Raw genomic sequence first — 19,958 nt, forward strand, 5'->3', positions numbered from 1 at the left:
GCTTATCCTTTCACTGCGCCGGCGGCGATGCCGCGCACGAACAGCCGGCCGGAGATGAAGTAGATCGTCAGCGGCACAAGGCCGGTCAGCAGCGTCGCCGCCATGTTGACGTTGTATTCCTTCACGCCCTGCACCGAATTGACGATGTTGTTGAGCTGCACGGTCATCGGGTAGTACTCCGGCCGGGTGAAAACCACGCCGAACAGGAAGTCGTTCCAGATGCCGGTCACCTGAAGGATCATCGCAACGACGAAGATCGGCAGCGACATCGGCAGCATGATCTTGAAATAGATCGTCCAGAACCCGGCGCCGTCGACGCGTGCCGCCTTGAACAGTTCCTCCGGCAAGCCGGCGAAGTAGTTGCGGAACAAGAGCGTCAGGATCGGCATGCCGAAGATCGTATGCACGATGATGAGACCGGTCAGCGTGCCGTAGACACCCATTTCTCTGAGCACGATCACGATCGGGTAGATCATCACCTGATAGGGAATGAAGGCGCCGACGATCAGGATGGTAAAGAACAGATCGGCCCCTTTGAAGCGCCAGTTCGCAAGCGCGTAGCCGTTGATCGACGCGACTGCGATGGAGATGATCGTCGAGGGCACGGTGATGCGCACGGAATTCCAGAAGCCACGTGAAAGCCCGTCACAATTAAGGCCGGTGCAGGCCTGCGCCCAGGCTTTTACCCAGGGCTCGAAGGTGATTTCGACCGGTGGCGCGAAGATATTGCCGACGCGGATTTCCGGCATGCCCTTGAGCGACGTCATGATCATCACGTAGAGCGGCAGCAGATAATAGAGAGCGACCACGATCAACGTGCCGTATACGACGATGTTGCGGCGAGAGAGCGTCCGGCGCGGCTTGGCGCCGCGCGGACCGGACGTGATCCTGTCGGGAACCGCTTCGTGTTCGGTAACCGTGCTGTTGTTGGCGACGAGATTAAGCACGCTTGCGACCTCCTCCGAATTCCAGATACGCCCAAGGCACGATGATGATGGCGACGGTCACGAGCATCATGGTGGAGGCGGCAAACCCCTGCCCCAGGTTCTGGGCCTGGAACATGTAATCGTAGACGTATTTGGCCGGCACTTCCGAGGCGATACCGGGACCGCCGCTCGTCTGCGCCACGACGAGGTCGTAAACCTTGACGATGCCGCTCGCGATGATGACAAGCGTCGTGATGAAGACGCCGCGCATCATCGGGATGATGACCAGCACATAGGTCTTCCACATCGGGATGCCGTCGACCCGTGCAGCCTTCCAGATATCCTCGTCGATGCCGCGCAGGCCGGCGAGCATCAGGCACATGACGAGGCCGGTGCCCTGCCAGAGTGCCGCGATCAGGATGCCGTAGATGACGATGTCGGAATTGTAGAGAGGGTCGAAGTTGAAGCTCGTCCAGCCAAGCGACCGCACGATCGACTGTATTCCGTATTGCGGATTAAGCAGCCACTGCCAGACCAGGCCCGTGACGATGAACGACAGGGCGAAGGGATAGAGCATGATCGTTCGAAACGTATTCTCGAAACGGATCTTCTGATCCATCAGTGCCGCGAGCACAAAGCCGATGACGAGACTGAAGATCAGCGACAAGAGGCCGTAGATGGCGAGATTTTCGATCGAGACGAGCCAGCGTGGCGCCGCCCATAGCCGCTCATATTGGTCGAGACCGACGAAGGAAAGGCGTGGCAGCAGCTTGGAGTTCGTAAAGGAATAAAGGACCGTCCAGGCTGTGCCGCCGAGGAAGATGACCACGGCTGTCAGGATCATCGGAATAGAGGCGATCTTCGCATTCAGGTTTCGCAACCACTGATTCGGGCGAGCCGAGCCGCGTGTTTGGCCTGTCATGTTTGCTCCTCCGCAACTGCAATGTTTTTCGATGGACGGCGCCACCCGCCTCACCGCCGCGTCGACCCCTTCCGGGTGCGCGCTCAGCCGAACCCACAACCAACGGTCCGAACACTTCGGTTCCGGACCATCTTATCCGCGTTCCAAAATTCGGCTCGAAAGCAGGATGCTCCTGCGCGCCGACGCCAACCAGACACCGACACGCGTGCCCGGGGCGAACTCGTCGAGCCGAACGGCAAAAGGGTGGCCCCGCCAATGTGCGGGGCCTTCAATCGACGGCTATCAGTCTGCCGCCGCGATGATTTCGGCGAAGCGCTTCTGCGCATCCTCCGGGGTCATCGACGGGTTGGCGAAGAACTCGGAGAAGAGGTCTTCCTTCTGCTTCTGGCTGTCGGCCGACAGAAGCTGATCGGTGCCCTTGATGACATTGCCCTTGGCAAGGATGTCGAGCCCCTTCTTCATGCAATCGTTGGCGGCCGCGAGATCCACGTCGCCACGCACCGGCAGCGAGCCCTTCTTCAGGTTGAAGGCAACCTGCGTCTCCGGCTTCAGCAAAGTCGACGCCAGTTGCTCCTGCGCCTTCGACTTTTCCTCATCCTCCAACAGCGGGAAGTAGAACGCGTCGCCACCGGTCGAGATCACCTCGTTGACGCCGAGCCCCGGAAGGCAGGTGTAGTCCACCCCGGCCTTCTGGCCTGCAAGCTGGAATTCGCCCTGCGCCCAGTCACCCATGATCTGGCCGCCGGCCTTGCCGGTGATGACCAGGTTCGTTGCCTGGTTCCAGTCCTGAACGTTGCTGCCCTTGGCCATGCCGCGTGCATCGTCGGCGGCCTTGAAGACCTTGGCGATATCAGGACCGGCTGCCACTTCCTCGTCCTTCTGGGCGAAGACCTTCTCGAACGTGTCTTTGCCTGCGATCGCCACCATCAGCACGTCGAAGGCGCCCGCGGCCTGCCACGGCTGACCGCCGACGGCGAGCGGAACGATACCGGCCTTTTCAAGCGCCGGCGCCGCTGCGACGAATTCATCCCAGTTCTTCGGCACGGGCACGCCGGCCTGCTTGAAGGCTGCATTCGAAAGCCACAGCCACTGCCAGGAGTGGATGTTGACGGGCGCGCAATAGATCTTGCCCTCGATCGTGCAGGACTCGAGCAGGCTTGCCGGCTTGACGATTTCCTTCCAGTTCTCGCGCGTAGCGACATCGGTCAGATCACGCATCAGGCCGGACTGCACCAGTTCTTCCGCCTGGCGGCCATGATTGAACTGGGTTGCAGCCATCGGGTCGCCCCCGGTGATGCGGCTTATCATGATCGGGCGGGCGGTACCGCCGGACCCGGCGATCGCGCCATCGACCCATTTGTTACCGGTCGCATCGAAGGCCTTCGCCAGTTCGGCGACCGCCGCGGCCTCACCACCGGAAGTCCACCAGTGTGTAACCTCGAGATCGACGGCGTTGGCTGCGCCGAATGGCAAGACGACGGTTGCGGCCAAAGCGGCAGCCAGAGAACGCAATTTCATGAGTCTCCTCCCTCACTGTAACGTTGCCGTAAAAACTTAGTTCAAACAATTTTCCGACGCAACACCCACAACGGATAATTCCAGATTTAATTTCCAATACGTCTTATGCGTGCATCATGGGTGCGCTTGCGCAGGACGATATCGGTTCAAGAGGCAGGCGTATACGTCATCAAGAGCAGGCGTCAACCAATTGATTTTCTATGTCTTTGCACAATGTCATGCCGTTGGGCGTCTTGCACGAGATTCGCAAACGCAACATATCGCGTCGCGAACGCGGGATTCAACCATATGGTTATGTTCTTCGCACCGCAGCAACGAAAAAGCTCGACATTGCAACTGTATCGTTACAGATTTTAAACCCGCGACACGCCGCGGACGAATATGGCCACCCGTTACATTTCGTATATAAGGCGGGAAAGCGGGGCGGACAGGCGTGGTCGCATCGATGCCGAGGATCCGGGCGACTACGTCCGGATGGCGATGGTACGCGCAATGGGTCTCAGGAGAACGGGGCTGGTGACGGAATGGACGGCAAGACGAAGAACAAGCCAGCGGCAACGCCACCGCCGGACGGCGCCAGGCCGACGCTGAAGACGATCGCGTTCATGACCGGGCTCGGAATAACCACCGTTTCCCGCGCATTGAAGGACGCGCCCGATATCGGCGCCGAAACCAAGGAAAGGGTGCGCCTCGTCGCCAAGCAGATCGGCTATCAGCCGAATCGCGCCGGCGTGCGCCTCAGAACCGGCAAGACCAATGTCATCAGCCTGGTGCTGACGCTCGAGGAAGAGATCATGGGCATTACCAGTCCCATGGTCGTCGGCATCACCGAAATCCTCGCCGGCACGCAGTATCATCTGGTCGTCACCCCTTACAGTTCCACGAAGGATCCGCTCGGACCGATCCGTTACATCCTTGACACCGGTGCCGCCGACGGGGTGATCATCTCGCGGACCGAACCGCACGACCCGCGTGTAACGCTGATGACCGAGCGGCACCTGCCCTTTGCCACCCACGGCCGCACGGAAATGGGGATCGTTCACCCTTTCCACGACTTCGACAACGAGCGTTTCGCCTATGAGGCCGTGCGCCGGCTCACCGAGCGCGGCAGGCGCCGACTGGTGCTCCTGGAGCCGCCGCCGAATCTGACTTTCCATTCCCACATGCGCACCGGCTTCGAACGCGCCCTCAAGGATTTCGGTGCGGAAGCCGTGAGCTTCCACCATGTCAACATCGACCACAGCCTTCTCGCCATCCGCGACGCCTTCGAGCAACTGATGCGCTCGGTCGACGCACCGGACGGCATCGTTTCCGGCAGCGGCTCCGGCGCGATCGCCCTGATCGCCGGGGTCGAGGCGGCAGGGAAAAAGCTCGGTGAGGACGTCGACATGGTCTCCAAGGTGCCGAGCGACTTCCTGCGCTGGCTGCGCCCGGAGGTCATGACCATGTACGAGGATATCCGGGTTGCCGGCCGCGAACTCGCCAGGGCCGTGATCGGCCGCATCGAAGGCAAGCCGCCTGAAACGCTGCAAAGCCTCAGCCAGCCGGAATTCCAGCGCCCCATGTCGACGTCGCGGAAGTCTTAGCCGCCACGGCCCGGAGACGGTCCCCGCACCCCCGGATGGCGCGCCGCATTGTTGTGCGGAAGGGGCAGGTGTTGCATGGCCGGCGACCATACAACGGCAATATCGCGACTGGCGAACTCCCGACGAGCCTGTCTCGGATAAATTGAGTGATGGAACAACCTCCACCATTAATGGTATGCTTGCTTCTGAAAGATGCGAACCGGGAGGGTGTTATGACAGCATACAACGTGGTTCGATTCCGAACGAAACCGGGGCTGGAAGACGAGTTCGAGGATTGGTTCTGTAAACTTCGTCGCGATTTCGAGGGCCTACGGAAAATGGCGCTCATCAAGACCGGCGACCGTTCCTACTGCTCGATCGGCGAGTGGGAAAGTTACGAACACATCGTCGCGGCGCGGCCAAAAATGGTCAGCAACCTCGACAAGTTCCGCCACTCCCTCGAGGCGCTGGGGGAAAGCATAGATGTCACCGACGCCGTTTCGGGCGAGGCGATCTACGAGAGCACGCCAGCCAGGTGACGCCCTGCGGCGAGGGCGTTCCTAAATCGGCTTGTAGCTGCCAGCTTTGCGCTTGGCCGGCATGGATCGAACCGATCAGATCAAACTGTCCGCGCCGTCGACGCGGCTGATACCATGTGCCGCGCTCGCCTGCCGAGCGTCTGGGCTTCGCGACAGGCGCTCTCCTCACGCGCTGGTGGCCGGCCAGTATTTGTCGTCGGTGAAATCACCGGGAACCGGATTGAGCTCTTCGAGCTTCTCGGCGACGAATTCGATCTGCATCTTCAAATACTGGATCGACCTCGGGATCGGCGCGCCGGTCGCCAGGCTGCGAACCCGCCATTGCTCGTAGCCCGTTGCCTTTATGCGCCGCTCCGCCTCGACGCGAATGCTTGCCTCTCTATCGGCGGACATGGCTTCATTGGCCTTGCCGCCTTCGATCACTCTCAATTTCATGCTGGTTTATCGATGGTTTTCTGAATGGGATTAGAGCAATTCCGTGCGGAATTGCGTCGTTTCGAAAGCTCCGGACTGCATCGCCCGCGTCGAAAGAGGGGCGGACAAGGCCGCCCCCTTTGGCCGCGAAAGCCAATCCGGCTATGCGTTCAGTCCGCTGCCCCACGGGCCATGATGGCTGTCCGCGCCGTCGACGCGGTCGAAGCCATGGGCGCCGAAGAAGTCGCGCTGCGCCTGGATGACGTTTGCCGTGCCGCGGCCGCGGCGATAGCTGTCGAAATAGCCGAGCGCAGAGGCGAGCGCCGGCACCGGCAGGCCGCCGAGCACGGCGGCGGAAACGACGCGGCGGAGCGCCCCGTCGGTTTCCTTGACCATCGCCGCGAAGGCGGGCGTTACGATCAGATTGGCGACGTCCGGCGCCTTGGTGAAGGCCGTGGTGATCTCGTCGAGGAACTGCGAGCGGATGATGCAGCCGGCGCGCCAGATCTTCGCGATCGTCGGCATCGGCAGGTTCCAGCCAAACTCCTTCGAAGCGGCCGACATCACCGCGAATCCTTGCGCATATGCGCCGATCTTGGCGGCAAGCAGCGCGTTCTCAAGATCCTCGATGAAAGCCTCTCTGTCGGCAACCGTGAACTCGCCGACCGGCGGCAGGCCGAGGATCTTCTCGGCCGCTTCACGCTCCTCCTTCATCGAGGAGATGCTGCGGGCGGCAACAGCGGCTTCGATGCCGGTTGCCGGAATGCCCAGGTTCTGCGCCTCGATGACTGACCATTTGCCAGTGCCCTTCTGGCCCGCCTTGTCGAGGATCATGTCGACGATCGGCTTGCCGGTCAGCGGGTCGGCGGCTTTGAGCACCTTTTCGGTGATCTCGATCAGGTAGGAGTTGAGGCGGCCCTTGTTCCAGGTGCCGAACACTTCGCCGATCTCGGCGGCGCTCATCTTCAGCCCGTCGCGCAGGATGCCGTAGATTTCGGCGATCATCTGCATGTCGGCATATTCGATGCCGTTGTGGATCGTCTTGACGAAGTGGCCGGCGCCGTTTTCACCGAGCCAGGCGACGCAAGGGTCGTTCTCGTATTTCGCGGCGATCGAGGTCAGCACCTTCTCGACGCGGCGGTAGGATTCCTCAGTGCCACCGACCATGATCGACGGACCATGGCGCGCGCCCTCCTCGCCACCGGAAACGCCCATGCCGATGAAAGTGAGCTCCGAGTCCTTCAAGGCGTCGAAGCGGCGCATTGTGTCGCGGAAATTGGCGTTGCCGGCATCGATCATGATGTCGCCCTTGGAGAGATAGGGCTTCAGGATCTCCATCTGCTGATCGACGGCTTCGCCGGCCCTGATCATGATGATGATCGGCCGCGGCGGACGGATCGCTGCAACGAACTCCTCGATCGTCTCGCAAGGAACAATCTGCCCTTTGAGTTCGCCCGCTTCGGCATAGAACTTGCGCGTCGCCTCGACCGTGCGGTTGAAGACCGCGATCTTGTTGCCCTTTTCAGCGATGTTGAGCGCGAGGTTCGACCCCATGACCCCAAGGCCGATAAGCCCGATTTCCGCCTGTGACACGTGATTGCCTCCGTTGGAAAGAAGAGCCGCCGTGGTCTGAACAACGCGCGGATAGCCCCTCGATATTGATTTGCGCATGCTCGGCCCGCGCCGCGAGCGGATTGGGCGAATGGGACATGCGGCGGCGGAGGTTCTTTTGGCACTCAAATCGATTTACGACAAGCCACTCCTGGTAAAATCACTGCTTTTCAGGCTTGCCGTCGCCATCATCGAGGACACGCCAGGAGGCCCCTTCCAGGTCTTCGTATTGCCCGCTCTTCAGCGCCCAGAGAAAGGCCACAAGACCTAAGCCGCCAAGGAAGAGCGCGATCGGAATGAGATAGATCAGCGTGTTCACGGTACGCTCCTTGCCGACCCCAGGACGGCCGTGCGCGCTGGCAACACCGGGACTGAAGCGGTTCCGAGCCCCTTCAACCGCAACGCATTGCACACGACGATCAACGACGAGGTCGACATGGCGATGGCGGCAACAAGCGGCGTCGCATAGCCAAGAACTGCGACCGGCACCGCGATGACGTTATAGCCGATCGCCAGCGCGAAATTCTGCCGGATCAGCCGGCCGGCGCGCCGCGACGTCTCGATGGCAAAGGGAACGGCGGCAAGGCTTTGATGCATGAAGACGAAATCCGCAGCCTGGCGGCCGACATCCGCCGCGGTCGCCGGCGCCATCGAAACATGCGCCGCTCTCAGTGCCGGCGCGTCGTTGATGCCGTCGCCGACCATCAGCACCCTGCGGCCGCCTTCGGCGGTAGCGGCACAGGCCTCGACCTTGCCGCGTGGCGAAAGCTCCGCCCGCCAGCTCGCGATGCCGAGCCTGCGGGCAATGGCGACGACGACCGGCTCGCGGTCGCCGGAAAGGATGCCGGTCGTAAGCCCGAGCCGAGCAAGCGTCTCGACGCTTTCGCACGCGGCGGGACGCAAGCGGTCCTCGAAGCGGAAGCAGGAGAGTTCACGGCTGTCGAGCGACAGGATCGCTTCCGACTGTCCGCCTGCCGCGCCTGCCTCGCCGCAGGCAAAGGCGCGGCTGCCGAGGCGGTAGACGCCCTCGCTGGTCTCTGCCTCGATGCCGGCGCCCGGTATTTCGCGGATCTCGCCCGCAAGCGGCGTCACGGCGCCAGTCGCCTCATGGAGCGCCGTTGCGATCGGATGACGTGAATGGAGAGCGAGCGCCGCGGCTGTCGCGAGCGCAGCCTGATCGACTTCGCCCGCATTGACGAGCCGCGGCTCGCCCATGGTGAGCGTGCCGGTCTTGTCCAGCAGCACCGCATCGATCTCGGCAAGGCGCTCCATCGCGGATCCGTCCTTGACCATGACGCCGCCCTGGAAGAGCCGCCCGGCGGCAACGACCTGAACAACCGGCACCGCGAGGCCGAGTGCGCAGGGGCATGTGATGATCAGAACCGCGACCGCAATCAGCATGGCATGGCGGACATCGCCTTCGACCAGCATCCAGCCGATGAAGGAGAGAAGCGCCAGCATGTGCACCGCCGGCGAATAATAGCGCGCGGCGCGGTCGGCGATGCGGCGATAGCGCGCCCTGCCCCCTTCGGCAGCCTCCATCAGCCCCATGATTTCCGCCAGGAACGAGTCGCGCGCCGCCGCGGTCGCCTCGAGCGTCAGCGGGCCGGTGAGGTTGAGCGTGCCCGCCTGCACGGCATCGCCGGCACTCACCGCGACCGGTGCGCTTTCGCCGTTGACGACGGAGCGGTCGAGATCGCTCGCGCCCTTAAGCACGCGACCATCGGCCGGAATGCGCTCGCCGGCTGCAATGAGCAGGCGCTCGCCGGGCCTGATCTCGTCGACAGGGCGATAGTCACGCGAACCGTCCGGGTTGACGACCGTTGCACCCCGCGGCGACAGCCGGGCAAGACCGCTGATCGCCGAGCGCGCCCGACCACGCATCATATGATCGAGCGTGCGGCCGATCAGCAGGAAGAAAAGCAGGGTCACAGAAGCGTCGAACCAAGCGTGCGCGCCATGGCCGATCGTCTCGTAGAGCGACATGCCGTAGGAGAGCGTCACGGCGAGCGCGATCGGCACATCCATATTGGTGCGGCCATGTCGAAGCGCATTCCAGGCCGACTGGTAGAAGAAGCGGCCCGAATAGATCATCGCCGGTGCGGCGATCATCGCCGAGATCCAGTGAAACAGGTCACGGGTCGCGGCATCCGCGCCCGACCAGACGGAAACGGACAGCAGCATGATGTTGGTCGCCGCGAAACCGGAAACGGCAACGGCGCGGATCAGCTGCTTGATGAGGACGTCGCCTTCCTCTTCGGTCGCGGCGAAAAGATGCGTTTCATAGCCGCAGTCCCGGATGGCGCGGGCGAGCGCGCGCGGGTCGCTGCGCTTGCCGGCAACCTCTTCCTTCCAGACGATCGAAACGCGGCGCGACGAAAGATTGACACGCGCGCGCACGACCTCCGGCCTCGTGCGAAGCGCGCCCTCGATTGTCGTGATGCAGGCACCGCAGTGGACGCCGGGCACGCTGAGATCGGTCTGGCGTAGTCCGTCTCCAAGCGCGCGGCTCGCAAGCCATAGTTCCTCGGATGCAGGCAGCCCCTGCCCGGACCGTTCGATGTCGAGTGCGCCTTCGACGCCCGTGGCACAGCAGCTCATTTGCGCTCTCCCGGCACCAAGAAGCGAATGGCCTGGCGATAGACGATTTCCTCGCCCGCCATCGCCGTCACGTCAGCGATCCACTGGCCCGGCTTCAACGCGCGCGCGGCGACGAAAGCGCCGGGACCAACGCTGTCGAGTTCGACGCGCACGTCCTCATGTTCTTCGACCGGACGCTTGAATACCGCGACGACCCTGTCCGCCGTCAGTTCCGCCTCGCCGTTACGGGTCAAGGCATAGCGGATGGAACCCGGTTCGGCGACGAGCGCCCCTTCGACGCCGCTTGCCGCGAACGCCCGTGTCTTCGCCACCTTGCCGTTGAACTGCTGACTGGCGATATAGGTGTTCTCGACGACAAGGCCGCTCCAGCTGCGGCTGGCGTTCCAGGCCATGACCAGATTGACCGAAATGATGGTGCCGAAGAAAAGCCCCATCACGCCCAGCATGTGCCAGCCGGTAAATCCCCGCGGGGCGCTCTGTTCCTTTGTCATCTTGCTTCTCCGGGACGGTTGAAGTTGGCCTCATAGACATCGCGTTCATGACTGGAAGGATCTTCGGCCGTCAGTGCGAATCCCTCGTCCGCCTCGGCGAGATTTTCCTTCGGCAAGGTGACGAAAACCTTGAGCGCCGTGACCTTGTCCGGATCGACGCCGACCGCGAAACGACGACCGTCGCCGGTCGCCTGTCCGGCGATCCGCATCGTTGCCGACGGCATGCCGTCGAGCGTCAGCATGATCGTCCGCTGCTCCGGTATCATATTGAGAAGCTTGACCATGTAGCCGTTGCGTACCGAGCCGTCGGACTCGACCACGAATTGCGGATTGCGGTCGTGCAGCACGTTCAGCTCCAGCCGGTCGCGCGACACCAGCGCATAGAGCAGACCGATGCCGACCAGCGCCCAGACGCCGAAATAGAGAAGAACGCGCGGCCGAAAGACGATGCGCCAGTTGAATTGACGCACCTTGTCGACGAAGGCGCCGTCCGCATCGCGCACGCGGGTCGGGTCGATCGCCGTCGCGCCGTTGTTCGTCGCGAGCGCCATGTTTGACGCATAGTCGCTGAGCGTCGCATAGGCGATCAGGCCGCGTTCGCGCCCGAGCTTGTCCATCACGCCGTCGCAGGCATCGATGCACAGCGCGCAGGTGATGCATTCGAGCTGCTGGCCGTCGCGAATGTCGATGCCCATCGGACAGACGGCGACGCAGGCGTTGCAATCTACGCAATCGCCGACCACCTCGCCCGCCGCCGCCGCCTTCTTGGCATGGCGCGAGCGCGGTTCGCCGCGCCAGTCGTTGTAGGTGACGACGAGCGAATTCTCGTCCAGCATCGCCGCCTGAATGCGCGGCCACGGGCACATATAGGTGCAGACCTGCTCACGCATGAGACCGCCGAAGACATAGGTCGTCGCCGTCAGGATCGCGACTGTCATGTAGGCAACGGGCGGCGCTTCGAGCATGACGAAGCTCTCGAGCAGCGACGGGGCGTCGGAGAAATAGAAGATCCAGGCGCCGCCGGTCGCGATTCCGATCAGGAGCCATATCGTGTGCTTGGCGATGCGCTTGCCGATCTTGTCGAGCGTCCACGGCCCCGCATCGAGGCGCATGCGCGCGTTGCGGTCACCCTCGATGAAGCGCTCTACCACGAGGAAGAGATCGACCCAGACCGTCTGCGGACAGGTGTAGCCGCACCAGGCGCGCCCGACCGCGGAGGTGACGAGGAACAGGCCGAAGCCTGCCATGACGAGCAGACCGGCAACGAAGAAGAATTCCTGCGGCCAGATCTCGATGAAGAAGAAATAGAAGCGGCGCGCAGCGAGATCGACAAGCACGGCCTGGTCCGGCGCGTGCTCCCCACGATCCCAGCGGATCCACGGCGTCAGGTAATAGATGCCGAGCGTGACCAGCATCACCAACCACTTGAACCGGCGGAAGCGGCCCTCGGCGCGCTTCGGAAAGATCTTCCGGCGCTTCTCGTAGAGCGGTTTGCGCACATGCGCGGCATTGACCGGTTCGGCTTCGAGCCGTTCGACGGATTCAGCTTTGGTGACAGGTTGAGGACGCATTTATGGGGAATCCGAAAATGGCTTGTTATTCGAGCCTGTCTTGCCGGATTTGACCGCCCCAATCCTTGATCTGCGTCAAGTTTGATCCTCAATGCCGCGGCTGCGTCGAAACGTCCAAATCCACGCATCCAGGCTATTTTGTCGGCACGCTTTCTGCCCGATTTCCATTATAGATTGGCGGCGATCGAGGTTCGCCATCACGGAGTGTCCTGGATGAAAGCAAACGTGCAACTCCCGTCCGAATGCCCCAGCTTGGCCCAGAGCTGTGGAATCTATCGCGAGCGAGCGGCGGTCGGCGCGCTGGCGGACCACGTGAAGTGCTTCTGGACGCACCACCTGCCCGACGACGGGTCCGCACGTGTCGCGGTGGTGCCGGATGGCTGCGTCGACATCATCTGGATTTCCGGCGGCCTTGCTGTCGTCGGGCCGGACAGGGTGGCCGCCTTCCCTAGGCTTGCCGGTGAAACAATCGTCGGCGCGCGCTTCCGCATCGGCTCGGCCTCCTCCTGGCTGCACACGCCGCTCGACGAGATCACGGGCAAGACTGTTCCGCTCGATCACTTCTGGGGCCGACCGGCTCGCATCATGGAAGCGCGGATGACGGAGGCGACAGGTGCAGCGGCCAGAATTGCGGTTCTCTCGGTGGTGTTGCAAAATCGCCTGCACACGGTGACGCCTCCATCGGCAGAGATCGCTGCCTGTGCCTCGCTTCTCGAAAACGATCGATCGGACTCCATCGAGCCGATCCGCGCGCTGGCGCGAGAGACCGGAACCAGCGAACGGACGCTGCGTCGACGCTGTCACGAGCATTTCGGCTACGGCGCCAAGACGCTCGACCGCATTCTCCGGCTGCAGCGCTTCCTGGCCACGTGCCGTATCCGGCCGCAGAGTACATTGGCAAACCTCGCGCTCGACGCCGGCTACGCCGATCAGGCTCATCTCGGCCGCGAGGCGAAGGAACTGACGTCATTGACGCCCAGCGATATTCAGAAACAGCTTGCAAACATGATGCGGAACTTCAGCCAACAGCCGCAACACGCTTGTTGGGAACGGTAATCCGAATCCCCCAAGGCAACGACAGGTACAACCTCGGGGCTGATCGCGGGCGTTGGCCGTTTCGTTCAAGACGGCAGTCGCGGGACGTGTTAGCGATAGCGCCAAAGGGAGTGAATGCATGGCAACCATGGCGGCCCGGATCATCCACATATCGATCGCGCGCGACTGGCGCGACGTCTATGCGTTCATGGCCGATCACGAGAAAATGCCGCTTTGGGCCGCCGGGCTTTCCACGGGCCTCACTCGCGACGGCGACGAATGGATCGCGCCCGGTCCGCTTGGCAACGCCCGCGTACGCTTTGCGCCGGACAATGATTTCGGCGTCGTCGATCACGTGGTGACGCTGGAGAACGGCCTCAAAGTCCACAACGCTTTGCGTGTGGTGCCGAACGGCGACGGCGCGGAGGTCATGTTCACCCTGCTGCGGCAACCGGACATGAACGACGAGCAATTCGCCGCCGATGCGGCAGCCGTTGAAAAGGATCTCGTGACGCTCAAGTCCATCATGGAATCCGAGCGATAAGCAACGAACAGGAGGAACCGGGCGCACATGAGCAACAAGGGCAACGATCACCGGATCGACTATATCGAGTTCAACGTGGCGAACATCGAGGCGAGCAAGACTTTTTATGGCCGCGCTTTCGGCTGGACATTCACCGATTACGGGCCGGAATATTGCGAATTCGCCGACGGCCGTCTGACCGGCGGCTTCACGACGCTTGGGCCCGTCAGAAGCGGCGGGCCGCTCGTCATCCTCTATGCCGACGACCTGGAGGACGCCGCGCGGCGGGTCGAGGCGGCCGGCGGCAAGATCGTCAAGCCGATCTACTCCTTCCCCGGCGGCCGCCGTTTCCACTTCGCCGACCCGGACGGATACGAGCTAGCGGTCTGGTCGGCCCAATAGGTACCGCGGATGGGGCGAGTGGCGCTCGCTACTCGCCGAACCGAATGAACAGCGCGCTGACGAGGCCGAAGACGACGATGCACTGTAGAATGAACATTGGCCACTCTGGTGACATCTCGATTTCTCCTCTCGAGTATCACTAAGCTATGCGCTTCTCGCACCGCGTTCAGGCGCATACCGAGGCGCTTTACCAGAACGCCCCTCGCCGGCGAGGGTTCCCCCGTGATGATGAACCGAACCGGCAGCAATAGCGAGTCCAACCTCCGCGTGAATTCGACAGCAAGAGGCCCCGCGTCCTTGTAAGACACGGGGCCTCTTGCCCCTCTACAGCACCGCGCGTCCAGTCGGACGCGCAAAGGACGAGGCGTGATTGACAGCCTGCGACGCCGCCGGCACCTTGCAGGCTATATCGAGCGACGAGGAAGAGCCATGAAGATCCTCCTGCCTGCGCTGTTGCCCACCTTGCTGTCCGCCATCCTGCTCGCTTCGAGCTTGAGCGGCTGCACGGCCACGGCCACCACATTCGGCTATTCGCCCTATCTTGAGCCGATACCCGGCAGCATTACCTATGGCGGCCAGCCGCGGACAAGGCTTACCAAGGCGCCGATCGGCAGCATCGTGCCGCACCAGTTCAACGATCGCGCGGGGCGCACCGTCTATGAGACCTACGTGATTGAGCCCGACCGCTCGCTGCGCCTCGTCAGCCGGCGTTACCGCTACGATTTCTTCAACTTCGACTGATCTCGCACGCCGGGCGCTTTTCCCTGAAGCGGCCGCCCCGGCAGGGCGGCGGCGCGATGCACATAGGCCTCCCATATCCGTGCCCGCCACAAAGCCGCTGCATCCATGCGGAGCTTCGCAGCGGGATCTTCGATATGAGCGGTTCGCAGCCACCGCTTTGTGAAGGCAGCGGGTCGCACCCGACCGGAGGACGTTTCCTGCTTGATTTAGGAAAAGCCGGCCTGTCGGAACCAGTCCTTCACACCCGCCAGCACTTCGGCCTGGGCCGCATCGAGCGTCCTGGCGTGATGGAAATCGCCACTGCCGGATCCGTTGAAGTGCCAGATCGTCCAGGCCCAGTCTCCGCGCGCGTGGCGCTTCAACACGATGCCCAGTTCATGTTCACCAAGCTTGGCGCAATAAGCGTCCGCCCGCTTCTTCACCCACGTCAGATTGATGTCGGCGATAGTCACCATTCCCCTGGTCCTCCCCTCGCGCAGAAAGGTAACCGCAATCGCGTTAATCGCACCCGGGAATTTCAGGGAAGCAACGCCTTCCGGGTCTGATATCCACAACCATGTTGGCCCCGTGCAGGCGGCTGTTCCCTACGTTTGGCCGCAAGTCACCGCAACCTGGAGTGCTGCTCCCCCACATTTCCACACGACCCGACCCCGCGTCCCGCCGGCGGACAGGTCGATGGATGCAGTGCCGGAAACGCGTCGCCACGAGCGATTTCACCCGCCGCGCAACAGCATCAGCACCCGTTTTGCCGCGTCCGCAAAGGTCACCCCGAGTGCTGCGCCGCCGATGCCGATGACGCCGAGCGCGCCCATTCCCATCAGCTTCCATTTCCGCACGTCCTCGGTCACCGGCTTCATGTCGGCAATGTCTTCGTTGGCGATCGACAGCGCCCCTTCGAGTGTCCCCACCCGCGCAAACAGCGCATCCATGCGGTGGTTCATCGAAGCGCGGCTCGTGTCGGACCTGTCCTCCGATCGCCGAAAATCCTCGCGCAGGTTCTTCACTTCGGCGATCAGCGTCCCGAGCTGCTGGTGAACGCTCCCGTCAATCATCTCCGCGCTCTCCATGTCTGCCGCATTCGGCGCTTGTCCATAGGCCCACCGCGCAAAGGCTGACGACCGTGCGGTCTATGCGGCGCTGATCGGCCGGCGTTGCGCCGCGGGCACCGACGAGATCAGTGCCGATGACGCGCCTCAGGCCCGTCACATCGGCCGGTCCGGAAATCCCACACCCCGCCAGAACCAAGGCAGGCGTCATAAGCGCGACGCTTCGCGTCAGCGCGATCCGCTGCTTCATTGTTTTGCCTTTCGATTGCATCTCTCGCCGCTTGCGCCCCGTCCTTGCGGATTTCGAGAACGGCCCAGGAGATGACGGCGAGGACGAGCCCGCCGCCAAGGATCTTTCCCCAGAACATCGTCATTCGAGGCCCAGCGCCTCGCGCACGACGGGCATGGAGGAGATAGCATAGGCGGCAAAGCCGACGATCACCGCCAGGATGACGAACTGCACCCGCCAGTCGAGCGTGACGAGGTTCAACTCCTTCAAGCCCGTGACGATGCTGCCGCCGGCCGTCAGCAGCCACGTCCAGAAGCGCCCGGATCTCGCCACCGCCTTGCGCTTCGACGCCGGGCGCATCGGGGCCGGCACGGGTTCGCCCGGCATGACCGGTGCGGCACCTTCTTCGTCTTCCAGCATCGCTGGGCGCCGCGCCGCGGTGAGCACATTGCGCAGCACGGCTTCGACCGTCTCCGGCTTCACCAGCGCCTTGTTGAGACCATCGCCGGCGTAGTAGGACTGGCCGCGCCTCACCTCGTGCTGACTGCCCCTGGTGTCGGCCAGCACCGGAAGCGACGCCCATTCCTGCGCGAGCCGCCTGCCGAATTCGACCAACGACAGTTCGCCGGCCACGAACTCCCGGTAACCGCGACGCTTCAGCAGATGATAGCCGAGCCAGTCCTGCAGATCGGGCCCGAAGATGTCCGTACCCTCGATGGAGGGCATTTCCCTCGCCAGGCCGATCAGTGTCGCCCGCATGAACTGATAGGCGCCGGCGGCGCTCGACCCATGGCCCTTCGACCACGACCTTTGCGCGTCCACGACCTCGCCGAAGGTCATGGTCGTCAGCGGCTGCTTCAGCCTCTTCTGCCTGTTGGCATAGATCACGTCATAAGACGCGCGGTCTTTCCGCCCGACCTCGGTCTCCCGAATAAAGTCAAGCAGAATCGCCGCGCCGGGAGGCACGGTTTTGTGCATGATTCACCTTGTTGTTGGAAAAAGAAAACCCCGCTCGATGGCGGGGTCGTGGTAGGCAATTCGTTCAGGGTAGCTAATGTTTGATAATCAAACCCTGACCGGTCGGCAACGTAAGAACCATATGCGCGCGTTTAGCAGTGAACTCGTTCCACATGTCATATTGCTCTTCGAGGTCCTTAAACGCGTAATCGTCCAATACGATATGACCACCTGGGACGATCCTATCCCATACACGTTCGATGCATTCTTTTTCGTATCGCGCGCTATTTAGATCCACCGAGAGGTAGGAAATCTTCTCTATAGCTGTCGCATCAAGTGTTTCCGGCAGTGCGCCCTTAACCAGAGAGGTATTCGGGAATCGCGAGAAATTCCGCTTCGCGATGTTGTAGACGTCGATATAAAATTTGTTGTTTCGCTTAATAGCGATTGCCTTTTCACTCAACGACAGTCCTTCTGTAGGAATCCCTTCATAAGTGTCAAAGAGGTAAAACATTTTGTCCAGCTTATCGAAGTCCAAATAGTCGCAAACTGTCATCGAAAAGAGGCCGGCATTTACACCGAACTCAACGAAGTCACCCTCTAATTTTGACGCATTCCGAGCGGCCCAGCAACAAACATGCGCCCGCCACCGGACATCAGGAACATAGCCAAGTTTCGCCCAAGCCTCTTTGTTACCCTGCTCGGCAAATCTCCATGCGGCATTGAATTTCGGATCGTCGAGGAAGGCCGTATTCTTGTTCAGGACGCGAAAGCCATCCATCTCCAGACCTGGAAGCGATTTATCTCCGTGCGCTATGTATCGCGCACGCTTCCTTAATTCACGAAACCTCATACAATTGATCCTGTGTGTGATGCTGCTTGCGCTGCTATACAGGCAGGAGTTGAGCGCCGCAAGCAGGTCAAAAATCGATAGCTGTCGACCACATTTTATCGATCTCCATTTCGGAAAGACCGAGTGCGCCGCTTATCGCGGTAATGAACGCGTGGCCGCGAACGAAGGTCGTCGCGTATTCCCACTCAATCCTTGCAGTCTCCTTCTCGGGGCCATCAGGCATCGCCTCAATTACCGCATCTACTTGCGCAAGCGCGAGGCCGCTGTTGACAAGGCCGAGCCGGAGTTGACGCGCTGTCAGCGGAGGCATACCGGCGCGGATTTGGTCCATCGTCGGGGGGACAAAGGGCTGGATTGGGAATGACGGATTCGCCGCGAGCCACGCGCGGACCGCCGGACTCAAGCCGTAAGGGTCGTCCGGACGGCTACAATAGTCTGTGTCGTAGGTTTGGCCTTCAGCGTCCGTGATGTTACAACATACCACAAAGACTCCCTCCTCAGCTGTAGCCGTGACGACTCCGACCGAATTGAGAGATATATTGGAAGATGTGACAGTCATTTAGGCGACCCTTTGGAAGAGATTGATTTCCGAACCGCCGTCGGAAACACCGCGACACCGCCAAGTTCCGGAAAGCTGCGCGCCGGCATTGACGTAACCAGTGGTAACGTAAGAGAAGCTGTTGGGGGAAAAGAGATGAATGCCTGCGCTTGCGTTGCGCGCCGTGTAAGCGCTCGAACTAACACACAGCACATGCCCCAACGGAAAATTGGTTTCCCCCGCCGATGTCCCCGTATAAACCTCCGCCGCCGTGAACCCCAGCGCGTGGGTGTGGCTGGTGCTTGTCACGCTATTCGTCGTGTCGTTGGTGATGCTTGACGGCGTGCCCAATGTAAGCGTGCGGCTTACCGAGAGGTCGCCGCCGCCGATCAGTCCGTTGCCGGCCGTCACGGTCGTCGCGGTTGATGCCGCCGCCATCGAGGCGCGGGCCGTTGCGCCGCTTTCGGCGACCCATGTGGTTCCGTTGCCGACGATGAAGTTGCCGTTCGTGACAGGAAGCGCAGCGATGGCCGCGAGGCCGGTGTCGTAGGCCTGCACGTTTGTCCCGATCACAACGCCGAGCGTCGAGCGCGCCGTCGCCGCGTCGGCGTCGTCGAGGAGCGTGCGAGCAAAGGCCGTGAGCGGGGTGATGGCATAGGTGTCAGCCGCCGTCGTGTAGATCATACGGTCGGCGGCCGTCGTCAGCCCGGCGATCGATTGCAGCCCGGCGTCGAACGCCTGGACATTCGTGCCGATAACGAGGCCGAGCGTCGAGCGCGCCGTCGCCGCGTCGGCGTCGTCGATCAGCGAGCGGCCGAACGGCGTCAGCGCCGTCGTGGCATAGGCGTCCGCCGCGGTCGTGTAGATCGTCTTGTCGGCGCCGGTCGCAAGCCCGGCGATCGAGCTCAGCGCCGCGCTCGCGGCCTGCGCGCCAAGCGCCGTGCGGGCAGCGCTGGCGCTCGTGGCGCCGGTTCCGCCCGCGGTGATCGGCCGCGCGGCATTGGCGTCCGCCGTGAGGTCGTCGATCAGCGCGTTGTAAGGCACGCTCTGGATCGTCGTGTTCGGCACACCCTTGGTGCCGGCCGGTGGGGAATAGACTCCGCCTGTTCTTGGCAAGATAGCCTCCATGAAAAAAGCCTCCCGATGGGAGGCCGCTTGAAGATGGTTCGGTTTCGAACGGATCGCGTGCAGGGTGTCGACGGCTCCGCCTCGCGAGTTGCGCAGAGCGCCTGTCTCAGGTCACTGCGAAGGACGTATGCAGTACATTTTCCTGCGACCCCCCCGTCAATCCGCCGTCCACAACTTAGACTTGTCGACATATACGCCGGCAAAGATGTGGTAAAGCAAGGGACGCAGCACGAACCGTGAAAGAAGAAATGTAACGTCCTGGAAGTTCGCATCACTATCTACGTAGAAGTAGTCCCCCAGTCCGGCTATATAACCGCAGTAGTTTTCTGTTTCATTCAAGACGCAAAA

At 62.0% G+C, this 19,958-nt stretch carries 22 protein-coding genes; 6 read left to right on the plus strand and 16 right to left on the minus strand.

Features of this window, described 5'->3' with window-relative positions:
- Positions 1–2 precede the first annotated feature (2 nt).
- From QN219_RS06270 to QN219_RS06280, 3 genes are all read right to left on the minus strand, one after another.
- Positions 3–887 carry a carbohydrate ABC transporter permease gene (locus tag QN219_RS06270; protein ID WP_283998925.1) on the minus strand — a complete coding sequence of 295 codons (885 nt, stop codon included), beginning with the start codon at positions 885–887 and terminating at the stop codon, positions 3–5.
- A gap of 52 nt (positions 888–939) precedes the next feature.
- A complete protein-coding gene (locus QN219_RS06275; RefSeq protein ID WP_283998722.1) occupies positions 940–1,848 on the minus strand; it encodes a sugar ABC transporter permease in 909 nt (302 codons plus the stop codon).
- A gap of 282 nt (positions 1,849–2,130) precedes the next feature.
- Positions 2,131–3,366 carry an ABC transporter substrate-binding protein gene (locus QN219_RS06280; protein ID WP_283998723.1) on the minus strand — a complete coding sequence of 412 codons (1,236 nt, stop codon included), beginning with the start codon at positions 3,364–3,366 and terminating at the stop codon, positions 2,131–2,133.
- A 524-nt stretch (positions 3,367–3,890) separates the two neighbouring features.
- Between QN219_RS06280 and QN219_RS06285 the strand changes: the two genes are divergently transcribed.
- Together QN219_RS06285 and QN219_RS06290 are read left to right on the plus strand one after the other, a co-directional pair.
- Positions 3,891–4,952, plus strand: coding sequence for a LacI family transcriptional regulator (locus tag QN219_RS06285; protein ID WP_283998724.1), 1,062 nt, complete (start codon positions 3,891–3,893; stop codon positions 4,950–4,952).
- A 212-nt stretch (positions 4,953–5,164) separates the two neighbouring features.
- Complete coding sequence (locus tag QN219_RS06290) at positions 5,165–5,470, plus strand: antibiotic biosynthesis monooxygenase (RefSeq protein ID WP_283998725.1); 306 nt, start codon at positions 5,165–5,167, stop codon at positions 5,468–5,470.
- A 165-nt stretch (positions 5,471–5,635) separates the two neighbouring features.
- Here QN219_RS06290 and QN219_RS06295 read toward each other — a convergent pair whose 3' ends face one another.
- The 6 genes from QN219_RS06295 to ccoG form a co-directional block, all read right to left on the minus strand.
- Positions 5,636–5,905 (minus strand): hypothetical protein, encoded by a 270-nt coding sequence (locus tag QN219_RS06295; RefSeq protein ID WP_283998726.1) that lies wholly within the window; start codon positions 5,903–5,905, stop codon positions 5,636–5,638.
- Between the two features lie 141 nt (positions 5,906–6,046).
- Entirely contained in the window at positions 6,047–7,477 is a 1,431-nt protein-coding gene (gene gndA, locus QN219_RS06300; protein WP_283998727.1) for an NADP-dependent phosphogluconate dehydrogenase, read from the minus strand.
- 178 nt (positions 7,478–7,655) lie between these two features.
- Positions 7,656–7,814, minus strand: coding sequence for a cbb3-type cytochrome oxidase assembly protein CcoS (gene ccoS, locus QN219_RS06305; protein WP_283998728.1), 159 nt, complete (start codon positions 7,812–7,814; stop codon positions 7,656–7,658).
- The gene (locus QN219_RS06310; RefSeq protein ID WP_283998729.1) at positions 7,811–10,096 is read right to left on the minus strand and encodes a cation-translocating P-type ATPase; all 2,286 of its coding nucleotides are present in this window, start codon (positions 10,094–10,096) and stop codon (positions 7,811–7,813) included. The genes ccoS and QN219_RS06310 overlap by 4 nt, the downstream gene beginning before the upstream one ends.
- Positions 10,093–10,587 carry a FixH family protein gene (locus tag QN219_RS06315; RefSeq protein WP_283998730.1) on the minus strand — a complete coding sequence of 165 codons (495 nt, stop codon included), beginning with the start codon at positions 10,585–10,587 and terminating at the stop codon, positions 10,093–10,095. Before QN219_RS06315 ends, QN219_RS06310 begins: the two co-directional genes overlap by 4 nt.
- A complete protein-coding gene (gene ccoG, locus QN219_RS06320; RefSeq protein ID WP_283998731.1) occupies positions 10,584–12,158 on the minus strand; it encodes a cytochrome c oxidase accessory protein CcoG in 1,575 nt (524 codons plus the stop codon). Before ccoG ends, QN219_RS06315 begins: the two co-directional genes overlap by 4 nt.
- A gap of 213 nt (positions 12,159–12,371) precedes the next feature.
- On the opposite strand from ccoG, the gene QN219_RS06325 reads away from it, so the two are divergent.
- The 4 genes from QN219_RS06325 to QN219_RS06340 all read left to right on the plus strand — a co-directional run bounded on the left by QN219_RS06325 (position 12,372) and on the right by QN219_RS06340 (position 14,859).
- Complete coding sequence (locus QN219_RS06325) at positions 12,372–13,214, plus strand: helix-turn-helix domain-containing protein (RefSeq protein WP_283998732.1); 843 nt, start codon at positions 12,372–12,374, stop codon at positions 13,212–13,214.
- 118 nt (positions 13,215–13,332) lie between these two features.
- Positions 13,333–13,737, plus strand: a complete 405-nt coding sequence (locus tag QN219_RS06330) for an SRPBCC family protein (RefSeq protein ID WP_283998733.1) — start codon at positions 13,333–13,335, stop codon at positions 13,735–13,737.
- 27 nt (positions 13,738–13,764) lie between these two features.
- Positions 13,765–14,118 (plus strand): VOC family protein, encoded by a 354-nt coding sequence (locus QN219_RS06335; protein ID WP_283998734.1) that lies wholly within the window; start codon positions 13,765–13,767, stop codon positions 14,116–14,118.
- Positions 14,119–14,547: 429 nt separating this feature from the next.
- Positions 14,548–14,859, plus strand: coding sequence for a hypothetical protein (locus QN219_RS06340; RefSeq protein WP_283998735.1), 312 nt, complete (start codon positions 14,548–14,550; stop codon positions 14,857–14,859).
- A 206-nt stretch (positions 14,860–15,065) separates the two neighbouring features.
- Here the strand turns inward: QN219_RS06340 and QN219_RS06345 are convergent, their stop codons facing one another.
- The 7 genes from QN219_RS06345 to QN219_RS06375 all read right to left on the minus strand — a co-directional run bounded on the left by QN219_RS06345 (position 15,066) and on the right by QN219_RS06375 (position 19,610).
- Positions 15,066–15,314, minus strand: a complete 249-nt coding sequence (locus QN219_RS06345; RefSeq protein ID WP_283998736.1) for a hypothetical protein — start codon at positions 15,312–15,314, stop codon at positions 15,066–15,068.
- Positions 15,315–15,572: 258 nt separating this feature from the next.
- Positions 15,573–15,911: a DUF1515 family protein gene (locus QN219_RS06350; protein WP_283998737.1), complete on the minus strand. Its 339-nt coding sequence runs from the start codon at positions 15,909–15,911 to the stop codon at positions 15,573–15,575.
- Positions 15,904–16,155, minus strand: a complete 252-nt coding sequence (locus QN219_RS06355) for a hypothetical protein (protein ID WP_283998738.1) — start codon at positions 16,153–16,155, stop codon at positions 15,904–15,906. Before QN219_RS06355 ends, QN219_RS06350 begins: the two co-directional genes overlap by 8 nt.
- Before the next feature lie 120 nt (positions 16,156–16,275).
- The gene (locus QN219_RS06360) at positions 16,276–17,112 is read right to left on the minus strand and encodes a hypothetical protein (protein ID WP_283998739.1); all 837 of its coding nucleotides are present in this window, start codon (positions 17,110–17,112) and stop codon (positions 16,276–16,278) included.
- A 73-nt stretch (positions 17,113–17,185) separates the two neighbouring features.
- Positions 17,186–17,944, minus strand: a complete 759-nt coding sequence (locus QN219_RS06365; protein ID WP_283998740.1) for a TylF/MycF/NovP-related O-methyltransferase — start codon at positions 17,942–17,944, stop codon at positions 17,186–17,188.
- A gap of 67 nt (positions 17,945–18,011) precedes the next feature.
- Positions 18,012–18,503 carry a hypothetical protein gene (locus QN219_RS06370; protein WP_283998741.1) on the minus strand — a complete coding sequence of 164 codons (492 nt, stop codon included), beginning with the start codon at positions 18,501–18,503 and terminating at the stop codon, positions 18,012–18,014.
- Complete coding sequence (locus tag QN219_RS06375) at positions 18,504–19,610, minus strand: hypothetical protein (protein WP_283998742.1); 1,107 nt, start codon at positions 19,608–19,610, stop codon at positions 18,504–18,506. It lies immediately after the preceding gene.
- Positions 19,611–19,958 lie beyond the last annotated feature (348 nt).

The organism is Sinorhizobium sp. 8-89 (assembly GCF_030124325.1).
GTDB lineage: Bacteria > Pseudomonadota > Alphaproteobacteria > Rhizobiales > Rhizobiaceae > Sinorhizobium.

Bases quoted from the DNA above. Each gene is read 5' to 3' on its own strand.
- QN219_RS06275 (WP_283998722.1), bottom strand. From the start codon at position 1,848: ATGACAGGCCAAACACGCGGCTCGGCTCGCCCGAATCAGTGGTTGCGA.
- QN219_RS06325 (WP_283998732.1), top strand. From the start codon at position 12,372: ATGAAAGCAAACGTGCAACTCCCGTCCGAATGCCCCAGCTTGGCCCAG.
- QN219_RS06375 (WP_283998742.1), bottom strand. From the start codon at position 19,610: ATGGAGGCTATCTTGCCAAGAACAGGCGGAGTCTATTCCCCACCGGCC.
- QN219_RS06285 (WP_283998724.1), top strand. From the start codon at position 3,891: ATGGACGGCAAGACGAAGAACAAGCCAGCGGCAACGCCACCGCCGGAC.
- QN219_RS06360 (WP_283998739.1), bottom strand. From the start codon at position 17,112: ATGCACAAAACCGTGCCTCCCGGCGCGGCGATTCTGCTTGACTTTATT.
- QN219_RS06335 (WP_283998734.1), top strand. From the start codon at position 13,765: ATGAGCAACAAGGGCAACGATCACCGGATCGACTATATCGAGTTCAAC.
- QN219_RS06350 (WP_283998737.1), bottom strand. From the start codon at position 15,911: ATGATTGACGGGAGCGTTCACCAGCAGCTCGGGACGCTGATCGCCGAA.
- QN219_RS06315 (WP_283998730.1), bottom strand. From the start codon at position 10,587: ATGACAAAGGAACAGAGCGCCCCGCGGGGATTTACCGGCTGGCACATG.
- QN219_RS06295 (WP_283998726.1), bottom strand. From the start codon at position 5,905: ATGAAATTGAGAGTGATCGAAGGCGGCAAGGCCAATGAAGCCATGTCC.
- QN219_RS06340 (WP_283998735.1), top strand. From the start codon at position 14,548: ATGAAGATCCTCCTGCCTGCGCTGTTGCCCACCTTGCTGTCCGCCATC.
- QN219_RS06290 (WP_283998725.1), top strand. From the start codon at position 5,165: ATGACAGCATACAACGTGGTTCGATTCCGAACGAAACCGGGGCTGGAA.
- QN219_RS06310 (WP_283998729.1), bottom strand. From the start codon at position 10,096: ATGAGCTGCTGTGCCACGGGCGTCGAAGGCGCACTCGACATCGAACGG.
- QN219_RS06330 (WP_283998733.1), top strand. From the start codon at position 13,333: ATGGCAACCATGGCGGCCCGGATCATCCACATATCGATCGCGCGCGAC.
- QN219_RS06355 (WP_283998738.1), bottom strand. From the start codon at position 16,155: ATGAAGCAGCGGATCGCGCTGACGCGAAGCGTCGCGCTTATGACGCCT.
- QN219_RS06280 (WP_283998723.1), bottom strand. From the start codon at position 3,366: ATGAAATTGCGTTCTCTGGCTGCCGCTTTGGCCGCAACCGTCGTCTTG.
- QN219_RS06365 (WP_283998740.1), bottom strand. From the start codon at position 17,944: ATGAGGTTTCGTGAATTAAGGAAGCGTGCGCGATACATAGCGCACGGA.
- ccoG (WP_283998731.1), bottom strand. From the start codon at position 12,158: ATGCGTCCTCAACCTGTCACCAAAGCTGAATCCGTCGAACGGCTCGAA.
- QN219_RS06345 (WP_283998736.1), bottom strand. From the start codon at position 15,314: ATGGTGACTATCGCCGACATCAATCTGACGTGGGTGAAGAAGCGGGCG.
- QN219_RS06370 (WP_283998741.1), bottom strand. From the start codon at position 18,503: ATGACTGTCACATCTTCCAATATATCTCTCAATTCGGTCGGAGTCGTC.